We start from the raw sequence: 26,245 nt of genomic DNA on the forward strand, positions 1-26,245 counted from the left end.
CACGCTCCCTTCTACTTTCATACCCTCTGATCAAAACGAATGATTGTATTTCCTAAAGCTTGGACGCCTTTTGCGATGAGTTCAAAGTCTGTCCACTCTTCGGCGCAATGGCTTTTTCCTTCTTGACTCGGAACAAAAATCATACCGACCGGTGCTATCTTGGCTAATTGGTTGCCATCATGACCGGCGCCACTTGGGAGACGATGCGTTGTTCCTACGGTTTCACAACTTTCTTCTATTAATTGTACGATCTCTTCATCGACAATAATAGAATCCGCATGGGATAACTGATTCATTGTGATGGAGACAGTTCGTCTCTTTTCCACTTCTGCAATTTCTCTTTGAATCTTTTCGATCATCTGATCGAGTGCTTGTAAATCCAATGAACGTACTTCAAATTCAAAAATGACACTTCCTGGAACCACGTTGGCACCATTCGGCTCTACAAAAAGGCGGCCTACTGTTCCAACGACTTGTTCTGCGTACTCCTCGTTTGCAACTTTTTCGATTGCCAACACAATTTCTGAAGCTGTCGTTAACGCATCAAATCGCATATTCATTGGTGTTGTTCCGGCATGATTCGCTTGTCCTTCAACGATGACTTTATGGCGTTGAATGCCTACGATTCCCGTTACAACACCTAATTCATGATTCGTTTGTTCCAGTACAGGCCCTTGCTCTATATGCAACTCAGCATATAAGGATAGATCGCCCGGCCGTAATGACTCTGTCGCCAAGTCTTCCGGTCTCCCCCCTACACTTGCCAAAGCATCCCGAAGAACAAGCCCGTCTCCGTTTGTGCGATTCAAGTCTTCTTGCGTTAAATTTCCGACCATGCCTCTGCTGCCAATCGTCGAAATCCCGAACTCACTTGCTTCTTCTCCCGTAAAGTCAACAACTAAAAGAGTATGTGCCAACTGAACATCTTTTTCATTCAACTGTCTGGCGATTTCAATTCCAGCAAGCACACCGATAATCCCATCAAATCGGCCACCGCCAACAACTGAATCCGTATGAGAACCAATCATAATCGGAGGAAGTTCGGGATTTTTCCCTTCGCGTTTGCCGATCAGATTCGATGCAACGTCAATTGAAACATCCAAACCACTATTCTTCATTTCATTCATTAACCACTCGCGGCTTTGCGTATGCCATTTCGTGAACGGTCTTCTCGTATAGCCCGGTTTATCTTCATCAATGATCGTCGCTAAAGCTAGGATATTGTCTTTTATCCGATCTGTATTCAGCTCGAAAACGGTCATTCCGCAAGCACCTTCTTTTCGTAGACTGCGGGAATGAAAGTGCCGTCTCCTTTTTCGCCAACTACTTGGCCATTGTAGACTTCTTTCCCTCTTACATAAGTCCGCTTCACTTTCCCACGGACTTCCATTCCATTATACGGACTCCAGCCTGCATTTGAATGCATTTTTTCTTCATCTAAAATTGACACTTCCGTCGGATCAACGATGATAAAATCGGCATCATAACCAACGGCTAATTTCCCTTTTCTATGCCCTAATCCAAATCGGTTGGCAGGATTTTCAGCCAATACTTTTGCCAATTGTAAAATGGAGATTCTGCCTTTTGCTACACCTTCGCTAAATAAAATCGGGAATAATACTTCGACGCCTGGTGCTCCTGAAGAATTTTTAAATATATTGGCATCGCTTTTTAAATGGATTGGCCAAGGGGCATGATCGGACGTCACCATGTCAATCTTCCCACTTGCCAATAAGTCCCATAACGCATGCATATCTGCTTCACTTCTTAAAGGAGGATTAATTTTCCCTTTTGCCTTTAAGCGCTCCATATCGTTTTCATTCAACACGAGGTAATGGGTACATGTCTCTGCCGTTGCGTCGGTTCCCTCCTGTTGGTAAGCTTCCACAAGATTGAAGACACGCGGAAATGTACTGTGGTGTAAATGAACTTTCGTGTCGGTAGCATGCGCTAATTCCAAAATCGTCAATGCCGCTGTCGACTCCGCCACTTTCGGTCTACTTTGACAATGGGCGATCGGATTATTCAGCCCTTCGTTCTCATATTTCTGAATGAACTTCCGGACAATCGCATCCGTCTCCGCATGGACTGTGACAGGTCTCCCTGTTTTGCGTACCTCTTTAAATGCTTCGTAAAGTTCCCCTTCATCGACTTTCGGGAATCGAACCGAATCTGTATTAAACAAAGAAATCTTAAATCCGCAAGCCCCTGAATCTGCCAATAATGCAATTTGATCCAGTCCATCATGAGGAGCGATCGTGGCTAACATGGCAACATCGACCACTGCTTCTTGTTTCAATCGTTCCTTTTTCTCTTCAAAAAGACGTTGTGTACAAATTAACTTATCTGCATCATAAGGCATTTCAACAATCGTCGTTACTCCTCCAGCGGCAGCAGAACAGGTCGCATTTGTAAAACCTTCATCTAAAGAGCTGAAACAATGCACATGCGCATCAATCACGCCCGGGAAAATATACTGTCCTGTCATATCCACCAATTCAAATTCTGAAGGTTTTTCTTCTGAAATCGAGATGATTTTTCCGTCTTTAACCGTTAAATAAGCATTGAACAATACTTTTTCCGGCAAGACGATATTTCCTTTAATTGTTTTTGAAGTAAGCATCTAATTCCTCCTATATTGAATGACTCTATGGTGACGTTTAGCGCTTGAACAATTCGACTAAAAATAGACTAATTTGAGGAATATAGCTGATTAACAATACATTGATAATCATAATTCCTATAAACGGTAAGATCGCTTTCGTAATTTGTTCCAATCGGATATTCGCAATTTGACAAGAAACAAATAGATTTACACCTAATGGTGGTGTACACATCCCAATTGCCAAGTTTGTAATCATGATCATTCCAAAATGAATCGGATCGATGCCTAAAGAGACAGCAATCGGTGTAAATAATGGCGCCAAAATAATAATGGCAACACTTCCATCAAAGAACATGCCAATCACAAATAATAAAATATTAATAATCAACAAGAACATGATTGGAGAATCCGTAACATTTCCAAAGAACATCGCAAGCTTTTGAGGTACACCTTCCCGAGTGAGTACCCATGCGAAAATTCCCGCATTGGCAATAATGAACATGACGATCGATGTCATAATCATGGATCTAGAAAAGATAGAGATTAAATCTTTGAACTTAATTTCTTTATAAACAAATACCCCGATGATAAATGCATAAGCTACTGCCACCGCAGCCGCTTCCGTTGGTGTAAAAATCCCACCATAAATTCCACCTAAAATAATAACCGGCATTAATAATGCGAGAATTGCGTCTTTAAAGGAGACCCATATTTCCCCTTTTGGTAAGTCTGCATCTCCCTTGTATCCCTTGATCTTCGAAATAATGAAAACCCCTAACATAAGCGAGAATCCAATCATAAGACCAGGTAAAATACCAGCTATAAATAGATCACCAATCGATACACTTGCAGCTACTCCGAATAAAATCATTGAAATACTTGGTGGTATAATAACCCCCAGTTCCCCAGAGATAGCCTGCAATGCCCCTGCGTAACTGCGATCATATCCCTTTTTAATCATCGCCGGGATAAGAATGGACCCTAACGCAGCTGTGGCAGCAATTCCTGAACCCGAAATCGCAGCAAAAAACATAGAAGTGACAACAACGACCATGCCCAGTCCACCCGTCATCCCTCCGACCAATGAACTTGCAAATCGCACTAACCGTCTAGCGATCCCGCCTTTTTCCATCAATGTCCCTGCAAAAATGAAGAAAGGAATGGCCATCAAGGAAAAGGAATCGATTGACGTAAAGGCTTTTTGGGCCAATACATTAATCGGAAGATCACTTGCAAATACAATGGCGATAACAGAAGCTAACCCGATAGCGACGGCAATCGGTACCGATAATGCCAATAATACGAAGAGGGACAACATAAGAGTGATTAACATATCAGATGACCTCCTCTTCTTCGGCTTGATTAATCGGCTCTTTGTGGATGATCAATTCCATGATGACTGCAATGGCATTCATCACTAATGCAGTAGCACCAATCGGGATCGCCATATAAGGAATCGACATTTTAATCTGCAGTGCCGGACTGAGTTGTCCGCCCACATTTCCTACAACTTGAATGCCCACGACAAGAAGAGTTGCGAAAAAAATCAAACATAAAAGATAGACAATGATTTTCAAAACTCTTTTCTTTGCATATGTAATATTCTCTGCCAATAATTCCACAGCAATGAGAGATTGTGTTCTCAATGCCAAACTCGCTCCTAAGAAAACGGATAGCACCATCAAATAGCGGGAAAGCTCCTCAGCCCATGTAATAGTATGATGAAAGAAATAACGTAAAACGACTTGAGCGATAATGACAACTGACATGGTCCCTAAACTAAAAGCAAGAAGGACTTTTAATCCTTTATTGATTTGGTCAATCAGTTTAATCACTTTTTCCATATTGCACGCTCCTTTTAACTTTATTCGTCCTCATCTCCCTTCCATGAGTGGTGAGATGAAGACGAATAGACTTCTAATTCAATAGTTTTTTAACCAATGCTCGGCGATATCTACTCGGCGTGCAAACCAAACCTTTTCCTTTTCTCTTGCATACTCAATAAATTCTCGGAGCGCTGACATTCGATAAGGTTGACCAATGATTCGCGGATGCAATCCGATTGACATCATCTTTGGCTGAGTTTCTCCCTCTTCCCATAAATAATCCAAACTTCTTTTCAATGAATCGAAAAAGTCTGTTGCGCTGCCATAGCCTTGAGGGCGAACGAATTTACCATCATTCAACGTTTGGGAATACGGTACAACTAAATGCTTCTTTCCTTTCACGTTTGTGTAATAAGGCAATTCATCATTATAGGCATCCGAATCATATAAGAATCCCCCGTGTTCAACGATCAATTCTCTTGTATGTTCTGAAGGGCCATATCTGCAATACCAGCCTTGAGGAGCAGATCCGCAAGTCTGTTCAATCGATTTTACCGCCCATTCCATATGTTGCTTTTCTTCTTCCCTTGAGAGTCTCCAAACTTTCTCCCATCTCCAGCCATGTGCACAAACATCGTTTCCAGATTCTTTTATCCAATCTCCCACTTCTGGATTTCGCTCGATTGCGATTGCACAACCAAATAACGTAAAAGGGACTTTTAAGTCATCAAATAGTCTTTGTAAACGCCAAATCCCCACTCTACTTCCATATTCAAAAACGGATTCAACCGCCAAATCTCTTCGATCATGGGGCATTAACGGCGTGAATTCGACAAAACTCTCATTCTCCGTATCGCCCAATGATTTCATTTGCTCCGAGCCTTCTTCATAATTGACCGCAATATTGACGACTACTCGCGCATCATTTGGCCAACGAGCCGCAAATCCTTTTCTTCCATAGCCGATATAATCTTGGCTAGGTCCTGGAATTTTAATTTCAGTTAGCTTCATCATGTCACCTCGTTCAATAGTATGAGATCCCACTGAAAACCGCTGTTTTCAATGGGTTTTTACTGTTTGCTACCAAGTTTACTGTTGAATCGCTTTGTGGATTTCACCGTACTTATCTTCATATTTTTTGTAAATTGGTTTCACTGCTTCTTTAAATGGTGCCAAGTCGATATCTTCTATAATTTCCATGCCGTTTTCAATTGCAGTATCTTTATATTCTTGTTCAAGCTTTTGTACAAACTCCCGTTGATGAGTTCCTGCTTCTTTTCCAGCTTCGAGTAAGACTTGCTGCAAGTCTTCAGGGAACGAATTGAATTTATCGTTATTCATCAAAATCATTCCTGCCGAATACATGTGATTCGTCACTGTCAAATAATCATGGACCTCATAATACTTTTGAGGAATGAGGACTGCGAGTGAATTCCCTTGTCCATCGACAATTCCTTGTTGCGCTGAAAGAAACAGCTCACTGAAAGGGATCGGTGTTGCAGACGATCCGAAAGCGTTTACAGTATCGATCTGAATTTGATTCTCCTGCGTTCTTAGCTTCAAACCTGCTAGATCAGAGAATTCACGAATGGGTTTAGAGTTCGTTGCAATATGATACGAGCCATTATCAATCCAATATAGATTTTTAAAGTTTGCTTCTTCCAATTGTTTTGATATTTCTTCTCCGACTTCACCGTCTAGTACTTCTTCAGCATGCTTGTGATCTGTAAACAAAAATGGAAAATCAAGCGCATTCACTTTATCGGCGAAATTCCCCATTGGACCCGTTGAAAGTAATGCAATATCAATGCTTCCAGATTGTACGGATTCAGCTGCTTCTCTTTCAGCCCCCAGCTCAGAATTCGGGTGAACCTGCACTTTAATTTGACCATTCGACTTTTCTTCAACAAGCTCTTGGAATTTCAATGCTCCTTCATGTAAATGAGAATCTAAAGCCCCACCATGTGCAAGAGTAAGCGTTTGCACACCATCGCCACTTTCTCCATTTCCCGAACATCCCACTAATAGAATCAATGCAACAGCTAGAACAAGCGTATTTTTCAATAACTTCTTCATTCCAACACCCCTTTTATCATTTTGTGATAATAAATAGTCACTACGTGATAATTATCATAATTGAATCCTATAAGAATAGCAAGATTAATTTTATTCAATTTCAAAATGATTGACTAAACTGTACTTTTTTTAAAGGTACTAATCTTTTTCTAGAAAAAAACGTGGAATGTCTGCGTAATCTAAAATCGATTACGCGAACATTCCACGTTTCCTTGAATAGAGGGTTGAGAAGCGAAACTATACAACCCACTTTCCAAAACCTTATTCTTCAGTTAATATATTTGATTTTTCTTTACTTTTTTCGTAATTTCATTTGCTGATTTTACTACTTCATCTATGGTTTTATTTAGAATGTCCTCCGGAAACCGCTCTTTTGGTCCCAGAATTGAAAGACTTGCGATCACAGAATTACTTTCATCAAAAATCGGAGCCGCTACTGCCAACGTGTCTGAATCCACTTCTCCTACAGTTTGTGCATAACCTTGATGGCGGATCTTCTCCAATTCATGTTCTAACTCTTCTCGAAAAGTCTCATCTGCTTCCTTCATAATTCCATTAATAAACTTGGAATTTTCAAATGCCAATATTGATTTTCCCGAAGCGCCACGATCCAATTGATGGATTTTACCGTTTTTAGTTAAATAGCCAATGAGTCTGTTTCCTTCAGCAAACTGCACTGTTACACCTACGTCTCCCCTTCTAACAACCAGTAGTGAAGTTTCATTTAGCCTTTCCGTTAAGCTGTCCATAATCGGGCGAGATATCGTCAAAAGGTTCTGATCAATTTGTTGGTGTAAACTTCTTGCTAAATCCATAATGCGCATCCCTAAACTAATCTGCCCCTTTTCCCTTCTTTCAATTACCCCATTCAATTCAAGCGTTTTAACGAGCCGATAAGCTGTACTCTCGGGTAAAGGTACCCTTTCCGCAATCTCTCCGACCGTTAACGTTTTTCCTGATTCCGCGAGAACAAACAATATATCCAATGCCCTTCCCACCGTTTGTGTCTGATTCAATTTTACACTCCCTAACCCTTTTCAATACTTATCATGGAAATCACTCAACCCATTTTATCATTACATGAAAAAATAAATCCGTTTTATGATAATCTGAACTTAGCAAATCTAGGCAACCTAGTCAACCTATGTCTTTCATTGTATTCATTTTTCCATCTAATCCTACTAAAACTATGAAGGTGTATCGACCTCATTCTTAAACAGAATATTTTCGTTGTTAGAGGTTAGATGTTTTCGCTAAATTACTCAACTATCCCCTCCATAATTTTCGTGGTTAGACAAAATAGCCGTCTCTATTTTCAGTCAAATTCAGTATAGCATTTTTCCAATAACCCTAGATTCCTATAAGAGGCCCAGATAAGATGATTCCAATGAAAAAAGGAAGGAAAACCTTAAGCTAGGGTTTTCCTTCCTAAGAAACACTCATGATCAATTACGCCTCTGCGTAATTGCGTCGGGATTTCTGCGTTTTCAGCATAAATCAAGTCACTTTTGGACGTAGCGAACTTAGACTGAAACCCCTGATGATTTTGAGTAGAACTCGATTAAATTGAGTACATTCCCGGTCCAATTAAAGCTAGGCCAATCGCAACGATAATAAGCATTACATTGTATTCATAGCCACCTGCTGTATTTGAAAATCCTTTCGCGCCATGAACTTTCGCAATTGCACCAATCATAATAATAGTAATGAGCGTCGCCCCAAGCGGTAAGAATATCCCTAAAATGAATAACACGCCGGCAACTAGCTCAAATATACCACTTACGGCTGCAACTAGATTACCTGGCTTGATCCCAATCGACTCAAAAAATCCTCCAGTTCCTTTGATCCCATATCCGCCGAACCAACCGAATAATTTTTGTGTACCGTACAAGACAAAGACCAATCCAATCATAATTCGAATTAATAAAACTCCTAAATCTAACATCTAAAAATCTCCTCCATTAATTTTAAAATTTTCCGTTTCCCATCAAATATCACAATAACTTTTTTATCCGATACCATTCGTCACACGATCGACCTGATCAAAAATCATATTCCGCGTCTCTTTCTGCCTGAATCTTTTTATACGTTTCTGTTAATAACACAGTGTCTTCAACTAATCGTTCGAGGCGAAAGAGGATATCGTCATTCACAATTTCTTTCCGGTGAAAGTCCTTTTCTTCAATAAAAACATAAGTTTGGACAATTTGAGCTTTCATATACGCCAAGATCGGCTTCAATTGCTGTTCCACCATTAAATAATGCTTCGGTGAACCGGCAGTTACGACAGTACTAACGACTTTGTCACGAAAAGCGTTGACTGGCAGTAAGTCAAAGATGTTTTTAAGTGTTCCCGGAATAGACGCTTGAAATGTTGGCGTCCCAATAATAATGGCGTCCGCCCCCATTATTTTTTCCGTCACATATTTTGTATCTCCGTCATAGTCAAAATAATTGCGGCCATCGCTAAATTCCATAGTGTACTCTGCTAAATCTAGCAGTGCCACTTCATGCTGCGGATATTTCTTTTCAAGCATTTCGACCGTTTTTACCATTGCGGTTTTTGTCTTTGAACCAACAACAGAGCCAGCTAATGCTACAATTTTCATAATTTCTCTCCCCTTTTTTACTGAGTGGCTGTATATTTTTTTATTGCTGGAATGATATCATTCCCGATGATTTCAATGTTTTTCATAATCTTGTCAAAAGGAACACCGCCGAAGTCAATTTGAGCCATAAAGCGTTGCATTCCATAGAGTTCATGTTGGTAAAGCATTTTTTCAATAATTTGCTCTTTATTTCCAACCATTAATGCATCACGTGTATCAGGCGCTTGAGCAAATTGCTGTTTCGGATAGCCGCTCCCTCGAATGGCTTGGAAACCGCCATTAATATGCGGATACATGCCTTGCAGCGCTTCTTTCGTTGTATCCGCAACATAGAACAGACTCGTTGTCGCAATCGGCAATGTATTTGGATCAAAGCCACTTCGTTCAGCAGCTTCCCTGTAAGCATCAACAGAAGGTTTAAAATTAACAGCCGGTCCGCCTAAAGTAGTTAACATCATTGGAATCCCCATATACCCTGCTTTAATGGCACTTGCAGGCGGTCCACCGACAGCTCTCCAAATTGGAAGTGAGCCATTTTTTGGCTGCGGTAGAATCCGTGCGTTTTGTAATGGGGCACGGAATTCACCTTGCCATGTCACGTACTCTTCTTCGTTAATTTTTTTGAGTAGCTCTAATTTTTCTTCAAAGATTTCTTCATAATCTTGTAAATCAACGCCCAGTAATTGATAAGCCCCTACACGAGAACCACGACCAGCAACGATTTCTGTACGGCCATCCGAAATTAAATCAATGGTAGCGAAATCCTCATACACGCGTACGGGATCGGAAACGCTTAGTACTGTTGCCGAGCTTGTAATTTTAATTTTACTTGTTGCCTGTGCAATCGCCCCAAGCACAACCGTATGCGCCTGCGTCGTAAAATATGTCTGATGACTTTCACCAACACCAAATACTTCTATACCAGCTTGTTCTGCTAATTTGCTTGCCTCGATTAATTCCTGTAGACGTTGTTGAGCTGAAGCACGCTCGCCTGTCAATGGATTGGCAATGTGATCTCCCAACGAATATAGCCCAAACTCCATGCCGTTTGCCGGGTTGATTCGATATTTTTCCATCATTAACTCTCCTCAATTCGTTGTTGTTTTTTTCAATTCCCACGATGCCCTTCTAAAAAGACAGCGATATTTTCCACCTCTTTAATTGATCAATCAAGTGATAAAGTAAAAAAATATTTCATTCTGTATTTTCTTTTCCGCTGTTCCTTGTATATGCAAAACGCCGACTTATGTCACTGCTCAATCGTAAATGATGCAGAACATTTATCATCATTATTTAATCACTCAAATGATAAAATTTAATCAATTGGCTTCAAACGAGCTTCGATTTCAGCACGTTTCCCTTCTAAAAATGCTGGTAAATCCAATTCTTTCCCAAGCGCCTCAATTGTTGAATCTCTTGTAAATCCCGGTCCATCTGTCGCAATTTCAAATAAAATCCCATTAGAATCACGGAAATATAAACTTTGGAAATAATAACGATCAATGACACCAGATGAAGCAAATCCATGTTCTTTCACAATTTGAGCCCAGTAATGAAGCTCTTCTTCGTTTCTTACACGGATCGCTAAATGATGAATACTGCCACGACCTGGTTTTTCACTAGGCCCTTCTTGCTGCTTTAGCACAATTTCTCCAAATGCTTGCCCGGCAACAGACTGATAAATGCCTTCCTTCTCCGAACGGGTAATCTCCGCATAACCAAATAGATCCTTTAATGTTTTGGCTGTTCGATTCAAATAACGGACGGTGATTTCCGTCGGTCCCATTCCTAAAATACGATGTGCTTGATCTACAGTTGATTCTTCCCAAGGCGACCAAAATTCTGGCACTTCTTCTCCGTTATTATTGATTAAAATGAGCCGCAACCCTTCCGAGTCTTCAAATGGAAGCGCTGCTCGGCCAGCATATGTTGTGATCTCATCGTGTTTTACATCGAATTGTTCAAAACGCCTTTTCCAATAAGTTAAACTTTCAATCGAAGGCACAAGCAAGCCAATTTTTGTAATAGCGTTTGTTCCCCGCACCGTTCTGCCAGCCATCGGCATTTCAAAAAAGGATAGTTCCGTACCCGCGCTTCCTGTTAAGTCCCCGTAAAATAAATGATACATCGATGGACTGTCTTGGTTGACGGTCTTTTTAACACGCCGCAAACCCAGCACTTCCGTGTAAAAATGGTGATTCGTTTGCGCATTTTTTGTGATCATTGAAATATGATGATGTCCTGGTATTGTGTACATTTCTATTCCTCCCATTTTAATTTGACTAGTCAAATGATAGTGTAAAAAAAATTACTCGGGCGGTAATTCTCTTTTTTGGCTATATTTATGCACACGTGTCATTAGCTTGTATAATGTTTTCTCTTCTTCTTTCGATAATACATCTTCAAAAAACGAAGATTGAAATGCTAGTTGAGCAGGCATTGCCGCTTCTAAAATCTCATCAGCTTTCTCAGTTAAGCTAATCGTTTTTGTTTTCCAGTTTTGTTTACGTACAATATACCCTTCCTTTTCAAGACGGACGAGCATGCGAGATATGCCGCCTTGTGTAACTGTTACTTTTTCAGCTAATTCACTTTGCGTGAGTGGTTGGTATAGTTGAATTTGCGCAAGGACATCGAATTGTGCTGTTGTTAAATTAAAGCGTTTTAAAAATTCATTCGACAGATGATTGCTTTGGTTTGTGAATCGCATTAAGCGCAACCAAATGAGTGAACCGACCGTATTATTACGCATTTTGCAACCTCCTCATTGCTTATCTTAATTATCACTTTACCACGCAACTGATGACCTGTCAATACTAAAGGCTTTAATTCAAGATATACGATTCACACACAGTTCGGTGAAAGAATAGCGACTTATTTTTTTGCATCTAGTTAATTTTCGGGGCTGATCGAACAGCCCCTATTCTTCCTATTGCATAGGCTGCCTACTTTACGTAGGACCCCATGCCAATAATTCTCCATCCTGCGCTTGTATATTTTTTATGCATATCAGTTATTTTGCAAATGGATCTTTATCGTCATACTTATTGTAGTGCACGACATCTGACTCCAGATAGCGATATACGTCGTCGACAATTTCGATTCCTTCTACTTTAGATCGTTGTTCTATGATCGCTGTGTTTTGACCTGGATAAAACACCTGTTCAAATCCCGGCGCCGGTTTAATATGATTTAAATCGCTCATCGTTTTTGAAATGTTTTCTTTGAACGTTTCCAAATCTGTAAAATAAGCTGGATTGATCACAATATGAAGTTGCCCTAGATTACGCCCTTCACTTAAATCATGGTACATGGATGAGACTTTGTTTCCGAATGGCAATCCGAGTAAAACACCTGTCAACACATCCACCATCATCATTAAACCATAGCCTTTCGGTCCTGCAATCGGGAGCAAAGCATTTACTTTAAACGGATCTGTTGTCGGTTCACCGTTTTTATCCACCGCCCATGTATCAGGGATGGGTTCATTTTTCGAGCGCGCATGTAGAATTTTCCCCCATGCTTGGACTGTCGTCGCCATGTCAAAGACGATCATATCATCTTCTTTCCCTGGGGCCGCAAACGCAATTGGATTTGTCCCATAGTACGGCTCAACTCCTCCGAAAGGTACGACCATCGGATCTGATTGAACAACCGAAAGTCCAATTAAGCCTTCTTTAGCCGCCTGTTGGACATAGTATGACAGTGCTCCACTGTGACCGATTTTTCTAACGCCCACTACTGCAACTCCAGACTCTTTCGCCATTTTGATGGCGTGGTCCATCGCTTTTTTAGCAGCCACATGCCCAACACCGTTATCGCCGTCAAATATCGCTGAGCTTGGTCCCGTTTTTTCAAAAGTGAATTTTGGACTTGTCGTAATTCCACCTTTCGCGATTCTCTCAGCGTAATAATCCACTCGCATAGCCCCGTGAGAATGAACACCTCGTAGATCTGCATGGACTAAGACATCAGCTACGCCCTCTGCATGTTCTTCCAAAAGACCGGCTTTATGCAACTTCGCTGTAATTAATTTTTTCAATTCTTTTTCCGTAGTTTTCAAACTAAACAACTCCTATTAATGTAGAATTTTTTTATTCTTTGTATGCTAGAACATATAATGATTCAATCAATGCTTGAACACCTATTGCTAATTCTTCTGGACTTGTATATTCCAACGGATTGTGACTAATCCCATCACGGCTTGGCACAAAGATCATCGCTGTCGGTACAATGGGCGCAATGATTTGAGAATCATGGCCGGCACCGCTATGCATCATTTTGTAATTCAATCCTTTTTCTTTCGTCTGTTTCTCAATAGCATCCACAATTTGTGGATCCATTGGAATTGGATCCTCATCCATCCACATATCAATTGTCGTCTCGACTCCGGACTCAGCGGAAATACCGTCGATGATCGTGGTGAGTTCCTCAGTGAACTTGACGAGCATGTCTTTTTCCGTGTGGCGAACATCCAATGTAAATAAGGCATTCCCCGGAACAACGTTGACGATACTTGGTTTGACTTCAATTTTTCCAACTGTCGCAACAAGCGGATCGCCATATTCTTTCGCTTTGTTAATCACGTCTTGGATCATTTGACTCGCTGCCAATAATGCATCTTTACGATACCCCATCGGCGTTGTACCTGCATGGTTCGCTACACCTGTGACTTCGATCGTAAAACGTCTTTGACCGACAATGTTATGGACGACCCCAATCGCTTTTCCTTCTTTTTCTAACACATTCCCTTGCTCGATATGGATTTCAACAAAACCTTTTATATCATTTCGCATCGCTTTTGTTTCATCCCTAAAATCAAAACCTGCTTCTCTCATGGCATCGACAAAACGAACACCATTGAAGTCTTCTATGTTTTCAACATCTGTTTTCTTAGCTAGTCCCATCAAGTTTTTAGAACCCCAGAAAGCATATGGGAAGCGACTTCCTTCTTCTTCAGCAAACGATACGACTTCAAGATTACGAAGAGGCTGACCATATTTGGCTTTTAAATGCCGAAGCGCTAAAATCCCGGCTAAAATGCCGAATGCACCGTCTAATTTACCGCCATTTTTAACGGTATCGACATGAGAGCCCGTTAAAATGGTTTCATCGCTATATTTACTTCCTTCTAATCGTCCAAATAAATTGCCGATGTCATCATAACGAGTCGTCAATCCATCTTCTTGCATCTGTTTTTCTAATGCTTTTTGCGCCTCAACCCACTCGTTTGTATACAATAACCGCGTAACTCCACCTTCGGGATCCTTCCCGAATTCACCTAGCCAGTCTACAAGCTGAGCAACTTCACTTGTTAAATCTTTCATAATACATCTGTCCTTTCTATTTTCATTACGAATTCATATTATTATTTTTTAGTACGTCCTGAACTTTCTCCTATTTATGCACTCATCTCTTTTACTTTCGGACCTTCTTTAAAGAACATCATAATGACAAGTCCTATGGCCAAAACAATGACTGCTGAGTAAAATCCCGTGGCCATGCTGCCTGTTTTATCAGCGAGAAAACCAACAAACCAAGGAGCAATTACCGACGAGATCATCCCCATGAAATTATAGAGACTGAAGGCAATCCCATACGCTGATTTATCGACGTTTTCAGAAACAGATGCAATTAGAAGTGGATCCAGCGCAATCTTACCAAATAGCCCATAAACCACTAACGCAGTGATCAATAACGCGGTACTATGCACATAGACCGTTGCCCATAATGCAATTGCTGCAATCGGAATGAGCACAAAAGCGAAAGGTTTCCTCCGACCTAAGCGATCCGAAATAGCACTTGCGACAAGCGCTCCCGGTATTGAAGCCAATGGGACCAAAGCTGCTATCAAACCAACTTGACTGCCATGGAAGCCCCTTTCAGTTTCCAAAAACTTCGGCAACCATGTGACGATGACCGTAAAGCCGTAAATGGAACAAAATAAGACAAGAAAGGTAACCAACAGATTGCGGTTTTTCAGTAATGATAGCACCGAAACTTTTTCACCTGTATCGGATGACTCCTTGCGTTGTTCACGTTGTTTCGAAACCTGATCTGGATTTTTCTCTTTAACTAGTACTGCAATTAGGATTCCGACAAGAACCGTTAGCACACCGAACACATAAAACGGAACGCTCCAACTCATGCCCTTATCTAACACTAGGGTGCTCGACAAAACAAAACCTAACGCAATCCCAATCCCTGATCCACTGTTAATAATGGCACTGCCTATCGTTCTTCGTTTTTCTGGAATGGCTTCAGATGATAAGGCAAATTGGGGACCGTAATAAGTTGCCGAGGAAATTCCCGCAATCGCACGAGCTACCAAAAAGCCCGTGAAACCGGCCATAAGACCACTGACACCTGTTAAAATCCCATATAAAATAAACCCAATGACAAGCAACTTTTTCCTGCCGAATTTATCACTAAACGCTCCGGCCGGAATTTGCGCAATCGTGTACGTCAGAAAGAAGATACTATTGACCAATCCAAGCTGGGTATTATTCAGGTTATACTCTAACCCGATCTCCCCTAAAATAGGATTTAAAAAATATTTATTGGCATTGATGAACATCCATCCCAACGTGAATGCAAATACTACTTTCCACCAATACGGAATCATAAATTTCTTATTCTGTTGCATTTGAGGTTGTGTTTCCCTTGGCGTCATAAAATTACCCACCTACCCTTTCATAATTGTCGCAGGGACACACAGTTATAAAAAACATCCCACCACATGTTTACTTTTCGATCGGTTGACCATTTTCGAATACTACTTGCCCACCAACAATTGTCGTCTTCACTTTCCCTTTAAAGGTCATCCCAACGTAAGGCGAGTGCTGATGACGGTAAAACAAATCTTCCTTCTTCAGTTCAAAACTCTCATTTAAATTAACAAGTGCCAAATCCGCATCATACCCCACTGCAATTGTTCCTTTCGTGGATAGTCCGAACAATTTTGCCGGGTTTGTCGCTGTTAATGCTACAATTTTTTCTAACGGAAGATTGCGTTTAAAATACCCTTCAGTCAACATAATATTTAAAGTGGACTGCGCTCCGGAAATCCCTCCCCATCCTTCAAAATAGTTGTCTGTTATAGTTTTCATAGATGTCGGTGCTGGTGAATGGTCGGAGGCAATGACGTTAATTTCTCCGTTAGCGACCGCTGCCCATAAATCTTCGACTTCTTCTTGATCTCTTAATGGAGGAGCACATTTCGCCAATCCTCCTTTTTCTTTTAAGTCTTTTACTGTCAATGATAAATAATGTGGGCAGGTTTCAACTGTTACATTTACGCCTCTTTGTTTTGCATCATTGATCACCTGAACCACTTTTCGGCTACTTGCATGGACAATATGAAGTTTACAGCCTGTTGCTTCCGCATAAGAAATCACTCGTCTAACCGCTTCAATTTCAGAAATAATCGGACGTGATTCAACATAGTCTCTTGCAGTGGTTTTCCCTTGTCTTTGTTTTTCTTGCGCAAGTTGATCAGTAATAACCGTACTTTCAGCATGAACAGCTAAAAGGGAACCTAGGGATGCAATCTCTTTCATCCCCTTATAGATCGTTTCATCATCCACATTATTGAAGTCAGCAATTCCACTCGGTGACATAAACGCCTTAAATCCAATTACGCCATTTTCGTGTAGGTCCTTTAAATCATCAATATTTTCCGGTACAAGCCCACCCCAGAATTGGGGATTGACAATGGATTTTTCATCGGCAGCTGAGCTCTTGAGCGCTAAATTGACCTTATTAATGGTCGGTGGTGTACTATTCAACGGCATATCAAAAAATGTCGTAACTCCGCCGGCAGCTAAGCTTCTGCTTCCTGTCTCTAATCCTTCCCATTCTGTTCTACCCGGTTCGTTAAAATGAACATGTGTATCGATTAAACCTGGAAGGATATGAAGTCCTTCAGCGTTTATCTCTTTATCCGCTGTTGCCTCCAAAGACTTGCCCACAGACACTTCTATAATCTTTCCATCCTTGATGGCGATATCTCCTTGAATAATTGAATCTGCCGTAACGATCGTCCCATCTTTTATAATTAAATCGTAATTAACCATTATTTATCCCTCCAGTATCTGTTTTCCGTTAATGACTTCACCTATAACTACGTTTCTTCATTTGCCTGTTTTTTCAATGCGAGCACGGTTATTGCTCCGCAACTCCAGCACACTATAAAGAATAAACGCTGAAACAATGCCCACAATCCATGACATATCATAAAGTGGTTTAAAGAATGGGATGAAATTGCCGATTAAGCTCAGCACCCCTGCTACCGTTGATGTAATGAGGGCATTTCCATTAAAACCATTCCTATAATTGTATTTTCCGTTTTTGGAATACAATTCTCCTAAGTCAAGTTCTGTTTTTGACACTACAAAATAATGAGCGAGCATAACGCCTGTTATCGGAGCTAATAAGCCGCCAACGATATTTAAGAATGTAAAGATACTTGTCGCTTTCTCCATCAGTTTCCAAGGCATGACTAGAATTCCAATGACAGCAGCAATCATTGCGCCTGATTTAAATGTAAGTTTTTTCGGGAAAAGTGATGCTAGTTGGTAACCGGCCGGAACAATATTCCCCGTTACATTCACCGATAAGGTTGTTAAACATAGTGTTAGCACCGATATCCCGATTGCAAAAGCACTATCAAATCGAGCTACAACATCCAGTACATTCCAAATGGGTGTACCAAAGGCAATTTCAGAGCCCACAATAATCGAAATACTTGCGATGGCAAACAATAAATAAGTCACAACTAAACCTACCGTTTGGCCAACCGCCTGAACCTTCGTAGAGCGAGCCAATCTAGTGAAATCAGAGACATTGACAATTGGAGCTGCCCAGGCAGCAATTAATGCAGTGATTCCTGCTAAAAAGACAATGACTGGATTTCCGCTAGCCCCTGCACTTGTATATGCCAAGATCGGACCGATACCTCCAGCTAATTTAATGGCCCAAATCGCCATACCCCCAAAAACAATATAAACAAGCGGAGATAGGATATTTGTAAACTTCCCTAAGAATCCCATTCCTCCATAAATTAAAGCAACATTAAATAACCAGAATAGTAGAAATGAAATTAACCCGGGTAATGATAATCCGAAAAAGTTCCAGTCTCCACCTAATGTTGAAAACGCCGGCCAAAGCTTTGCGATGAGAATATATAACGCTTGGCTTCCTGCAAAAGTTTGAAAACCAAACCACATGATCGCCGCAATAACCCCTCTTAACACACCTGGAAACATTGCACCTTTTGTCCCGTAAGAGGAACGTATTAGCATAGCAAAAGGTAAGCCATATTTAGATCCTGCATGGCCATTCAGAACCATTATTGCTGCTATTAAAATTGACGCACACATGATTATGGAAAATACTTGTCCAACAGACATCCCTAAAGCAAACAGTCCACCAACAGCAATATAGTTGGGGATATTATGAACTGAACCCATCCATACTGACGCATAATTTCCGACTTTCCAGCTTTTATCTTCTGGAATTGTCGGCAAAATGTCTTCGTTAAAACCCGCTTTTTTTAATTGCTCTCGATTGATTTGCTCCAATCGAAACCCTCCTTGATTTTGACAAATTAGCATTTCGATCATTCATCCAAGCCTATCTGGCATTTGTATGGGTAGTCGATCCGCATTTAATTATTCACTGCTATATGAACCATTTCAGCCGAATAGCATATTCATTTCCTACCTTCAATTACTTTGAGTAAACTTGAAAAATACTTTTCCAACCCCCAAATCCTTCAAAAATGGGCCTTGTCCAAAATATTCTCCTTTTCGATTTCCTACATGCACTTCCTTATTTGTACAAACGTACAGATTTCTTCTCCTTCCCTTCACAATCCATAGGTTACTTTTAGTAACATATGAACTTAATATACACATAATATACCCCTGGTTACAATTCGTCAATATAAATGTGTCGATTTTGTTAAAATTTAAATGGATTCTTCTATAACAAGCGCTTTTGTTCAATTTCAGACTGCTGGATATCCTACTATATCCTTTGCCTAAGTCTCCCTACTCATAAGACTTTCTTTAAAGAACGCATAATCTAATAGCCTTATTGATCATTTCTACTTTTATTGATGTGCATATTACTCTTCGTTCGTATCACACAATAACGTTAAGCAACGAAAATGCAGATGCTATAATAACGCGCCAACAAACTATGTATTTTTCATAAAAACACTTAAATCATATCCGACGGATGTATTTCTGTAGTATAATAAGTGAAAATAATTTATTATTAATAATTAATAGGTAATTAATAATATCCAAAAGGAAGAGAGGTGAAGAAATGATGGAAGAAATACAACAAACGCATTTGTGTAATAAAGTAGAACATTCTTATCAACTAATCGGTAAAAAATGGATAGGTCTTATCATTCATTCGATTCTTGATGAACCAAAACGGTTTAGTGAGATTCATGCTTATATTCCTGATTTGAGTAAGCGCGTGCTCAACGAACGCATCAAAGAATTAGAGGAATACGGAATCATTCTTCGAAATGTGATTGCAGATCGACCAGTGCGAATCGAATATTCCTTAACAAGAAAAGGAAAGGAATTAGGGAAAGCTCTCAAATCTGTAGAATCATGGGCTGAAAAATGGTTATAAGTCTTAAAGTACTATTTGAAAGTACATGACCAGAAAAATAGATAACGAATCAGTATTTTATACTGTCGAGGATTAGTTTCAGGGAAATTGGTTGACAGTTATTGGTGAAGCAGGCGGGATGAGTAAATTACTTAAATTGTTTACACCGCTGGTTAACGGAGTTTACTTGACTATCCTCGGTTTCCAGCTACGTGGGATGTTCCTAGAGGGAATGATGGGAGTTAGTGATACGTCGATTACAATTCAACCAAGGAGTGTGATTTTCTCTTTTTGCTCATGCTGCTATTATTGCTTCGTTTACTTCGATGGCAGGTATCAGTATTAGTTCTGTGTTAAGGGAACCACTTGACCAAAGGACAATTTTAAGTACGGCTCTTTCGATTGGGACAGGGGTGATGTTCTTACCGTCAACAATCTTCTCTGCCTTGCCGACCATCTGCAATATGTGTTTAGCAATGGCGTGATGGTCGGAATGCTGATTGCTATTTTATTAGAACAGGATTGGCATCTGCAAAAAGAGCAGGCCGATTAACATCGTCCAATCCAAGATACAATTAATTTAGATATAGTATTGGATTTGCTATACGGCCCTATCTACTTTCAGATTCTTATCTATAAGTGAAACGTGGATTCAACATTTATCAATGTATTTGTCGATCAGGTGATGAAAGGCATTTGTTACACCTTAATAACTGGAGTAGCGTCTAGATGTTCCTGGTGAGGCTCATCAATTGATCATCGATTCAATGCTTCTTGCGCTTTACACGGAAGGACAATAAGATGCCAGCTCCTCCCAATATAGATGCAATTAGAAAAGCATTTTGAATCCCGTCCATTGTTGCTTGTGTAGTCGGTTGAATAGATGACTGTAAAGATGCATTACTCATAACGGATACAAGTATCGCAGTTCCAATGGATCCGCCAACCATCCGGATTGTATTACTCATTGCCGTACCATGGGCAATGAGATGGGCAGGCAAGTCATTAATACCGGCTGTCATTAACGGCATCATCATCATAGAGACACCGATCATCATTATGAAAAATATCGTCGCAATCCATACAATACTTGTATCAAGTGACAAGTTTGCATACAAAATCAACGCCGTCGTAATTAAGGTAAAGCCACTTATAGAAAGCCACTTACCACCAAATTTATCAAATATCTTCCCAGTTACCGGGGACATAACGCCCATGATCAGTGCCCCTGGAAGAAGCATTAATCCTGATTCTAGAGCGGTAAAGCTTACTACATCCTGCGCGTAAATTGGTAATAGTGTTTGTGTTCCTACCATAATCGCAAATACTAAGACAGACAATATAGTTGTAACTGCAAACATTGGTGAGTGAAAGACGCGGAATTCCAACATCGGCTGTTTCAGCTTCAACTGTCTTACGATAAAGATGTATAATGCTACCACTCCAACGCTAATTGCCCCGATAACTTGCGCGCTCATCCATCCAGCTGTACCCGCGATACTAAATCCATAAAGTAGCCCGCCCCATCCAAAGGTGGAAAAAACGACAGATACAAGATCTATTTTCACTTGCTTTTGTTCGGTTACATTTTTCATCAGGAATATTGCTAACAGTAAAACAATCAAAGCAACTGGAAAAACAGTGTAAAATAGGGATCGCCATGAGAAGTGAACAATGAGCCAGCCCGCTAATGTTGGACCTATTGCAGGGGCAAACCCTGTGACAAGACCAACCAGCCCCATTGCTGATCCTCTTTTCTCAGGTGGGAAAAGGGTCAGCATAACCGTCTGCATTAAGGGCATCATTATCCCAGCCCCGACGGCTTGAACAATTCTTGCCAAAAGCAAAACAGAAAAACTAGGTGCGAGTGCGCCTATCAACGTTCCGAGTGAAAAAATACTTAACGCAGCAACCAAAAGATGCTTGCTTGAAAACCTTTCTATAAAAAATGCCGTAATCGGTATCAATATGCCATTCGTTAACATAAACGCCGTTGTCAGCCACTGGGCTTGACTCGGATCGATTTTAAAATCGATCATGATAGGGGGAATGGCTATAATGATTAACGTTTGATTCAAAATGGTCACAAAAGACGCTGATAACAAGATTCCAATAATAAGATTGCGATTAAATGACTGTTTTTCAGCTATCATCTATTTTCAAACTCCTATCCATCAAACTTATTTTTCTAGTGCTTCACAAAACAAATGGATCGTGTTGCTTAAAAACGATTCTTCCCATTCATGCAGGAAATGGTCTTTCCATAATGACGTGGATGAAAAATAGCCATATAACGTTGTTAAGAAAATAATTGCCTGCGCTTCGACGTTCGTCTCTTTCATTCGATTTCTCTCTTGCATCGAAGTGAAATAAGCGATAATGAGCTCTTTAAGTTTCATCGTATTTTTAGCGATGGCCTGATTTAACTCTGGAAAATCGCTTCTTTCTTGAATAGCAATTAAAAAAATAGATTTATTTTTATTCATCAATTCAAAATAGGATTTCGCTATTAATGTTAAATCCGTTTCCAAATCCCAAACAATATACTCCGCAAAGATTTTTTCAAAGCGTGGAATATACGAAAACTTTTCCACGGCTGATTCAAAAACGCCCATTTTGGTTTTAAAGTGTCGAAACACCGTCATTTCACTCACATCAGCATGTTGGGCTATTTCCTTTATCGTCACCGATTGATAACCTTTGTCTTGCATTAAAGTTAGTGCTGCCTGAAGTATTTTATCTGAAGTATTTTGCATCCTGTTCCCTCCCATTACGATTTGAATCGATTTGTATATGCCAATCCTTTTGATTGTTAGTTAGTCATAACTAACATTTATACTAAAAAAAATGAAGCGTTGCTATTTATTTTTACAAATCGTGTTGATGATAACTGTCATTGAATATATTTTTCCGCTTATTTTATTCATCCTCCACACCTATTTTTATACTTTCCAATTTAAAAAGTATAAGTTCATCATAAACTAATAGTGTTATGGAAAACAATCTACTTGCCTGGTGTACAAGAACGTGATTAAAAAAAATTCCATTGAATCCACTACGATGCACGGAGCTACGTCCTGTCGACTACGTGTCCTGTGTTTCCCTGACCGAAGAAAATATTCTTGTTAGTTTAAATCACTATTCATCGAATCGTAATTGTTCACACTAGTGGGTTGCGGTTGAATGTCCTCTTCAACAAAAGTAAAAAAAGACTTACAAACAAACTTTTTTTACATCATACTTGTTCTTTGATTGCTGATCTGGTTTAAGAATTTGTCCTATTCGTTTGGGGAAATCGTTAATTCCAAAGTGTTTGGCGCTGAAATGATTACCATCCTCTGCGCTGGCATTGGGATCGCCTTGATCATTCCGATCACCGCTTGGATCACGGCTTATTTTTTTGTGAGAATGGAGGGGAAATAATAGTGCCAAGTTCTAAAATAACTTAGCATTATTTTAGAACTTGGCACCATTTGTTATCTATCTGATTAAACATCACTAATCTGCAATTTATCCTTTGTAGCTTCATTTTTTTCTGATACAGCTACTTTTAACTTACGATCTGCAATCTCCTCCATGTTAAATTGTTCTCGAGCCAAGATGCCTGCCACTTTTGGTGCAGTCCATAATAAAGGACATAATAGTAAGGATACTGGGACGGCCGTCACAACAATAAATGACTGAATCGCTCCAATGCTTCCTTCGCCTATCGCTAATAGAACAATCGCGACTGCCCCCATAATGACTGCCCAAAAAACGCGCATACTTTTCGCTGGATTACTATCGCCCGTAATCGCAACGGATATCGTATAAGCCATTGAATCACCCGTTGTCACAACAAATAAGATGGTTACGATGAGAAAAGCAGGAGCGATAATCACACTGAGCGGTAATTGTTGTGTGATCGATATCATGGCTGCCGGCATTCCTGCGCTATTTAATGCATTCGATATGATCCCCGGTTGAGCCAGCTCATAAAAAATGCCTGAGCCACCTACCACTGTAAACCAAAAACAAGTGACGACAGGTGCAACGATTGCGATGGCCACAACGATTTCTCGAATCGTTCGTCCACGTGAAATTGTTGAAATGAAAATGGCCATCATCGGTCCATACCCTAAAAACCAACCCCAGAAGAAAATGGTCCAAACGCCTAGCCATTCAGAATCCGCCCGGAACGTACTAAGAGATATAAATTCCTGAAGATGAACACCTGAAGAGGCTAGAAACGTATCCACGATAAACCCTCCTGGTCCTAGTAGTAAGACCGACACCATTAACAGAAGAGTCAATACAACATTTAAATTACTCAAAAACTGAATGCCTTTACGCAGCCCAGTTACTGCTGATATCGTCGCGATTGCCACGACACCGATGATAATCAAGATTTGCGTCATCATATTATTGGGAACACCAAATAAGACATTCATGCCATAAGCCGCCTGTAAACCGAGAAAACCAATAGGTCCAATGGTCCCCGCAGCTACTGCAATGATGGAAAAAGCGTCAACCGCTGTTCCAAGTCGACTATTTTTCATGATTTTTTCACCAAATAGCGGATAAAGAAGGGAGCGTGGTTTCAATGGCATCCCTCTGTGATAATGTGCATACATTAATACAATCGTACTCAATGTCCCCAAGATTGCCCAAGCAAGGAAGCCCCAATGCAAATAAGTCTGAGCTAATGCCGGGATGACCGCATCTGTAGTGCCCGATTCCACGTCTTTAAATGTAGGCGGTGAGCTTATAAAATGATACATTGGCTCTGCAGCAGCCCAAAACACGCCTCCCCCAGCAAGTAATGTCGTCATAATCATCGCAATCCATTTGAAATTCCCAATATCGGGTTTATCAAGCAGACCAAGTTTGACTTTTCCATACTTTGTAATTGCTAGACCAATTGCAATGAAAAATGTAGCAAGGAGTAAGACTTGCCAAAAAGCTCCAAAGTATTTTATTGCAAAAGTAAAAGAAATATTTACCGCATTCGAAACAAAATCTACACTAATAAGAGAAGCCAAAACAAAAAGCGTTAACGAGCCACCACTCCAAAGTAGTACAGATCTATCTACTTGCCTTGTATGATCCTTCATCATAAACCATTCCCCTCCTTATCGAATCCATCTACTGATAGCAGTATTATGAAAACCAGACTGCCAACCAAAAATGTAACCGCTTACGATCATTTACAGTGGAATCATTATTCCACTTCAACGACCACATCAATCTCCACTGCAGCTCCGCGCGGCAACATCACTCCGACAGCAGTCCTTGCATGACTTCCCATCTCCTCGCCAAATAGCTCAACTAACAAATCCGAAGCACCATTCATCACTTTCGCCTGGGATGTAAAGTCATAGGTCGTATTAATGAGACCTAATAACTTTACGAATTTCTTTACACGGGATAATTCTCCCACTTCTTCTTTTATCGTCGTCAATGCATATAAAATAGCTTCTTTCGCTGCTTGGTAGCCTTCTTCAATTGATAAAGTATCCCCAACTTTTCCAATCGTGTCATATGATAAGGATCCAGATAGATAGAGTAAATTTCCTGTTTGCACACAAGAAACATAATTACCTCCTTTCGCTCGTTTTTGAGGCAAAGTGATTCCCATTTCCAATAGCTTTTCTTCTGGACGCATAGCTCTCTCCTTCTAGGCTTCTAGATCATTAGGAGCCCCTTTACGTAAATGATTTTGTAATTTCTTCTGTCGAATCGATCAATATTGGTATAAATGATTCCATCGTTTTTCGATTCCATCTGAAACTTGGACCTGATATGGATAGCGCACCTATTATACGATGATGCTGATCAAACACCGGAGCCGACAATGCCGAGACATTTGCGCTAATTTCCTCTTCATTGATGGCAAATCCATTTGCTCTCGTCTCGTCCAGTAGTTTTCGAATCGAATTTCTTTCATCGGGCGAAACAGAACCCAAAATACGTTCTTGCAAATCTTCCGATTGGAAGGAAAGGATGGCTCGTCCACTTGCCCCCGCTTGTAGCGGAAGCCGCTTTCCTACACCAACGGACCGTCTAATTTCCTGCTGACTTTCATATTCCAATACACAAACTCTCACTTGACCATTGGGTACATAAAAGCCGGTTGTTTCGCCCGTTACATCTCGCAGTTTAATCAACCACGGTTCGATGACAGGAGCAATCGGCACTTCCGTTATTATTTTATTGGCATAATCCAAAAAGATGGGTCCAAGTGTATACAATTTTGTTCGTGGATCTTGAAAGACCATTCCTTCCGACTTAAGTGTCGCAAGCAATCTGTGTACAATTGTAGATGATAACCCCAAGGCCTTGCTGATCTCACTTACTCCTTGGGGACTCGGTACTTCATTCAAATAATTGACGACTTTTATAGCTCGCACAACCGTTGCAGATACTTCTGGCGTTTTCTTCATTTTCTTACCTCCACAATATAGAGTTTGCTTGTGTAAGCGATTCCTCTATTCTTCTTGTGGTCATTGTATCATTTT

24 protein-coding genes and 1 pseudogene are annotated in these 26,245 nt (G+C 40.4%); 3 read left to right on the forward strand and 22 right to left on the reverse strand.

Annotated features, from left to right (window positions below; translation table 11 throughout):
- Window positions 1-17: 17 nt before the first annotated feature.
- The 17 genes from ACFPRA_RS08660 to allW all read right to left on the reverse strand — a co-directional run bounded on the left by ACFPRA_RS08660 (window position 18) and on the right by allW (window position 18,697).
- Entirely contained in the window at window positions 18-1,262 is a 1,245-nt protein-coding gene (locus tag ACFPRA_RS08660; RefSeq protein ID WP_381432778.1) for a Zn-dependent hydrolase, read from the reverse strand.
- Window positions 1,259-2,623, reverse strand: coding sequence for a dihydroorotase (locus ACFPRA_RS08665; RefSeq protein WP_381432782.1), 1,365 nt, complete (start codon window positions 2,621-2,623; stop codon window positions 1,259-1,261). The genes ACFPRA_RS08660 and ACFPRA_RS08665 overlap by 4 nt, the downstream gene beginning before the upstream one ends.
- A 37-nt stretch (window positions 2,624-2,660) precedes the next feature.
- Complete coding sequence (locus tag ACFPRA_RS08670; protein WP_381432786.1) at window positions 2,661-3,938, reverse strand: TRAP transporter large permease; 1,278 nt, start codon at window positions 3,936-3,938, stop codon at window positions 2,661-2,663.
- 1 nt (window position 3,939) lies between these two features.
- A complete protein-coding gene (locus ACFPRA_RS08675; protein ID WP_381432789.1) occupies window positions 3,940-4,449 on the reverse strand; it encodes a TRAP transporter small permease in 510 nt (169 codons plus the stop codon).
- A gap of 78 nt (window positions 4,450-4,527) precedes the next feature.
- Window positions 4,528-5,442 (reverse strand): polysaccharide deacetylase family protein, encoded by a 915-nt coding sequence (locus tag ACFPRA_RS08680; protein ID WP_381432792.1) that lies wholly within the window; start codon window positions 5,440-5,442, stop codon window positions 4,528-4,530.
- A 78-nt stretch (window positions 5,443-5,520) separates the two neighbouring features.
- Window positions 5,521-6,507 carry a TRAP transporter substrate-binding protein gene (locus tag ACFPRA_RS08685; protein ID WP_381432795.1) on the reverse strand — a complete coding sequence of 329 codons (987 nt, stop codon included), beginning with the start codon at window positions 6,505-6,507 and terminating at the stop codon, window positions 5,521-5,523.
- Between the two features lie 272 nt (window positions 6,508-6,779).
- A complete protein-coding gene (locus tag ACFPRA_RS08690; protein WP_381432798.1) occupies window positions 6,780-7,523 on the reverse strand; it encodes an IclR family transcriptional regulator in 744 nt (247 codons plus the stop codon).
- Window positions 7,524-8,068: 545 nt separating this feature from the next.
- Complete coding sequence (locus ACFPRA_RS08695; RefSeq protein WP_381432801.1) at window positions 8,069-8,452, reverse strand: DoxX family protein; 384 nt, start codon at window positions 8,450-8,452, stop codon at window positions 8,069-8,071.
- A 97-nt stretch (window positions 8,453-8,549) separates the two neighbouring features.
- The gene (locus tag ACFPRA_RS08700) at window positions 8,550-9,116 is read right to left on the reverse strand and encodes an NADPH-dependent FMN reductase (protein ID WP_381432804.1); all 567 of its coding nucleotides are present in this window, start codon (window positions 9,114-9,116) and stop codon (window positions 8,550-8,552) included.
- 17 nt (window positions 9,117-9,133) lie between these two features.
- On the reverse strand, window positions 9,134-10,192 hold the full coding sequence (locus ACFPRA_RS08705) for an LLM class flavin-dependent oxidoreductase (protein ID WP_381432807.1): 1,059 nt from the start codon (window positions 10,190-10,192) through the stop codon (window positions 9,134-9,136).
- Window positions 10,193-10,431: 239 nt separating this feature from the next.
- Window positions 10,432-11,373 (reverse strand): ring-cleaving dioxygenase, encoded by a 942-nt coding sequence (locus tag ACFPRA_RS08710; RefSeq protein ID WP_381432810.1) that lies wholly within the window; start codon window positions 11,371-11,373, stop codon window positions 10,432-10,434.
- A 51-nt stretch (window positions 11,374-11,424) separates the two neighbouring features.
- Window positions 11,425-11,868 carry a MarR family winged helix-turn-helix transcriptional regulator gene (locus ACFPRA_RS08715; RefSeq protein ID WP_381432813.1) on the reverse strand — a complete coding sequence of 148 codons (444 nt, stop codon included), beginning with the start codon at window positions 11,866-11,868 and terminating at the stop codon, window positions 11,425-11,427.
- A 261-nt stretch (window positions 11,869-12,129) separates the two neighbouring features.
- Window positions 12,130-13,179 carry an ureidoglycolate dehydrogenase gene (gene allD, locus ACFPRA_RS08720; protein ID WP_381432816.1) on the reverse strand — a complete coding sequence of 350 codons (1,050 nt, stop codon included), beginning with the start codon at window positions 13,177-13,179 and terminating at the stop codon, window positions 12,130-12,132.
- A 31-nt stretch (window positions 13,180-13,210) separates the two neighbouring features.
- Window positions 13,211-14,443 carry an allantoate deiminase gene (gene allC, locus ACFPRA_RS08725; RefSeq protein WP_381432819.1) on the reverse strand — a complete coding sequence of 411 codons (1,233 nt, stop codon included), beginning with the start codon at window positions 14,441-14,443 and terminating at the stop codon, window positions 13,211-13,213.
- 74 nt (window positions 14,444-14,517) lie between these two features.
- Window positions 14,518-15,789, reverse strand: coding sequence for an MFS transporter (locus tag ACFPRA_RS08730; RefSeq protein WP_381432822.1), 1,272 nt, complete (start codon window positions 15,787-15,789; stop codon window positions 14,518-14,520).
- A gap of 70 nt (window positions 15,790-15,859) precedes the next feature.
- On the reverse strand, window positions 15,860-17,191 hold the full coding sequence (locus ACFPRA_RS08735; RefSeq protein WP_381432826.1) for an allantoinase: 1,332 nt from the start codon (window positions 17,189-17,191) through the stop codon (window positions 15,860-15,862).
- Window positions 17,192-17,248: 57 nt separating this feature from the next.
- Window positions 17,249-18,697, reverse strand: coding sequence for an allantoin permease (gene allW, locus ACFPRA_RS08740; protein WP_381432830.1), 1,449 nt, complete (start codon window positions 18,695-18,697; stop codon window positions 17,249-17,251).
- 754 nt (window positions 18,698-19,451) lie between these two features.
- Between allW and ACFPRA_RS08745 the strand changes: the two genes are divergently transcribed.
- Complete coding sequence (locus tag ACFPRA_RS08745; RefSeq protein WP_381434831.1) at window positions 19,452-19,769, forward strand: winged helix-turn-helix transcriptional regulator; 318 nt, start codon at window positions 19,452-19,454, stop codon at window positions 19,767-19,769.
- A 91-nt stretch (window positions 19,770-19,860) separates the two neighbouring features.
- Window positions 19,861-20,094 carry a purine/pyrimidine permease gene (locus ACFPRA_RS08750; protein ID WP_381432833.1) on the forward strand — a complete coding sequence of 78 codons (234 nt, stop codon included), beginning with the start codon at window positions 19,861-19,863 and terminating at the stop codon, window positions 20,092-20,094.
- A gap of 418 nt (window positions 20,095-20,512) precedes the next feature.
- Here the strand turns inward: ACFPRA_RS08750 and ACFPRA_RS08755 are convergent, their stop codons facing one another.
- Together ACFPRA_RS08755 and ACFPRA_RS08760 are read right to left on the reverse strand one after the other, a co-directional pair.
- Window positions 20,513-21,901 carry a DHA2 family efflux MFS transporter permease subunit gene (locus ACFPRA_RS08755; RefSeq protein ID WP_381432836.1) on the reverse strand — a complete coding sequence of 463 codons (1,389 nt, stop codon included), beginning with the start codon at window positions 21,899-21,901 and terminating at the stop codon, window positions 20,513-20,515.
- A 27-nt stretch (window positions 21,902-21,928) separates the two neighbouring features.
- Window positions 21,929-22,504, reverse strand: a complete 576-nt coding sequence (locus ACFPRA_RS08760; protein WP_381432839.1) for a TetR/AcrR family transcriptional regulator — start codon at window positions 22,502-22,504, stop codon at window positions 21,929-21,931.
- Window positions 22,505-23,000: 496 nt separating this feature from the next.
- Between ACFPRA_RS08760 and ACFPRA_RS08765 the strand changes: the two are divergent.
- Window positions 23,001-23,171: pseudogene (locus ACFPRA_RS08765) on the forward strand (YibE/F family protein); the annotation flags it as partial.
- Window positions 23,172-23,236: 65 nt separating this feature from the next.
- Here the strand turns inward: ACFPRA_RS08765 and ACFPRA_RS08770 are convergent.
- From ACFPRA_RS08770 to ACFPRA_RS08780, 3 genes are all read right to left on the reverse strand, one after another.
- Entirely contained in the window at window positions 23,237-24,841 is a 1,605-nt protein-coding gene (locus tag ACFPRA_RS08770) for a BCCT family transporter (protein ID WP_381434834.1), read from the reverse strand.
- Between the two features lie 107 nt (window positions 24,842-24,948).
- Window positions 24,949-25,392 carry a RidA family protein gene (locus tag ACFPRA_RS08775; RefSeq protein WP_381432842.1) on the reverse strand — a complete coding sequence of 148 codons (444 nt, stop codon included), beginning with the start codon at window positions 25,390-25,392 and terminating at the stop codon, window positions 24,949-24,951.
- Window positions 25,393-25,432: 40 nt separating this feature from the next.
- The gene (locus ACFPRA_RS08780; protein WP_381432845.1) at window positions 25,433-26,170 is read right to left on the reverse strand and encodes an IclR family transcriptional regulator; all 738 of its coding nucleotides are present in this window, start codon (window positions 26,168-26,170) and stop codon (window positions 25,433-25,435) included.
- Window positions 26,171-26,245 lie beyond the last annotated feature (75 nt).

This window comes from Sporosarcina soli (assembly GCF_042655805.1).
Classification (GTDB): domain Bacteria; phylum Bacillota; class Bacilli; order Bacillales_A; family Planococcaceae; genus Sporosarcina; species Sporosarcina soli.

What these genes read in the sequence shown, in the direction of transcription:
- ACFPRA_RS08660 (WP_381432778.1), bottom strand. Translation starts at nt 1,262, where the DNA reads ATGACCGTTTTCGAGCTGAATACAGATCGGATAAAAGACAATATCCTA.
- ACFPRA_RS08665 (WP_381432782.1), bottom strand. Translation starts at nt 2,623, where the DNA reads ATGCTTACTTCAAAAACAATTAAAGGAAATATCGTCTTGCCGGAAAAA.
- ACFPRA_RS08670 (WP_381432786.1), bottom strand. Translation starts at nt 3,938, where the DNA reads ATGTTAATCACTCTTATGTTGTCCCTCTTCGTATTATTGGCATTATCG.
- ACFPRA_RS08675 (WP_381432789.1), bottom strand. Translation starts at nt 4,449, where the DNA reads ATGGAAAAAGTGATTAAACTGATTGACCAAATCAATAAAGGATTAAAA.
- ACFPRA_RS08680 (WP_381432792.1), bottom strand. Translation starts at nt 5,442, where the DNA reads ATGAAGCTAACTGAAATTAAAATTCCAGGACCTAGCCAAGATTATATC.
- ACFPRA_RS08685 (WP_381432795.1), bottom strand. Translation starts at nt 6,507, where the DNA reads ATGAAGAAGTTATTGAAAAATACGCTTGTTCTAGCTGTTGCATTGATT.
- ACFPRA_RS08695 (WP_381432801.1), bottom strand. Translation starts at nt 8,452, where the DNA reads ATGTTAGATTTAGGAGTTTTATTAATTCGAATTATGATTGGATTGGTC.
- ACFPRA_RS08700 (WP_381432804.1), bottom strand. Translation starts at nt 9,116, where the DNA reads ATGAAAATTGTAGCATTAGCTGGCTCTGTTGTTGGTTCAAAGACAAAA.
- ACFPRA_RS08705 (WP_381432807.1), bottom strand. Translation starts at nt 10,192, where the DNA reads ATGGAAAAATATCGAATCAACCCGGCAAACGGCATGGAGTTTGGGCTA.
- ACFPRA_RS08710 (WP_381432810.1), bottom strand. Translation starts at nt 11,373, where the DNA reads ATGTACACAATACCAGGACATCATCATATTTCAATGATCACAAAAAAT.
- ACFPRA_RS08715 (WP_381432813.1), bottom strand. Translation starts at nt 11,868, where the DNA reads ATGCGTAATAATACGGTCGGTTCACTCATTTGGTTGCGCTTAATGCGA.
- allC (WP_381432819.1), bottom strand. Translation starts at nt 14,443, where the DNA reads ATGAAAGATTTAACAAGTGAAGTTGCTCAGCTTGTAGACTGGCTAGGT.
- ACFPRA_RS08730 (WP_381432822.1), bottom strand. Translation starts at nt 15,789, where the DNA reads ATGACGCCAAGGGAAACACAACCTCAAATGCAACAGAATAAGAAATTT.
- ACFPRA_RS08735 (WP_381432826.1), bottom strand. Translation starts at nt 17,191, where the DNA reads ATGGTTAATTACGATTTAATTATAAAAGATGGGACGATCGTTACGGCA.
- ACFPRA_RS08745 (WP_381434831.1), top strand. Translation starts at nt 19,452, where the DNA reads ATGGAAGAAATACAACAAACGCATTTGTGTAATAAAGTAGAACATTCT.
- ACFPRA_RS08755 (WP_381432836.1), bottom strand. Translation starts at nt 21,901, where the DNA reads ATGATAGCTGAAAAACAGTCATTTAATCGCAATCTTATTATTGGAATC.
- ACFPRA_RS08760 (WP_381432839.1), bottom strand. Translation starts at nt 22,504, where the DNA reads ATGCAAAATACTTCAGATAAAATACTTCAGGCAGCACTAACTTTAATG.
- ACFPRA_RS08770 (WP_381434834.1), bottom strand. Translation starts at nt 24,841, where the DNA reads ATGAAGGATCATACAAGGCAAGTAGATAGATCTGTACTACTTTGGAGT.
- ACFPRA_RS08775 (WP_381432842.1), bottom strand. Translation starts at nt 25,392, where the DNA reads ATGCGTCCAGAAGAAAAGCTATTGGAAATGGGAATCACTTTGCCTCAA.
- ACFPRA_RS08780 (WP_381432845.1), bottom strand. Translation starts at nt 26,170, where the DNA reads ATGAAGAAAACGCCAGAAGTATCTGCAACGGTTGTGCGAGCTATAAAA.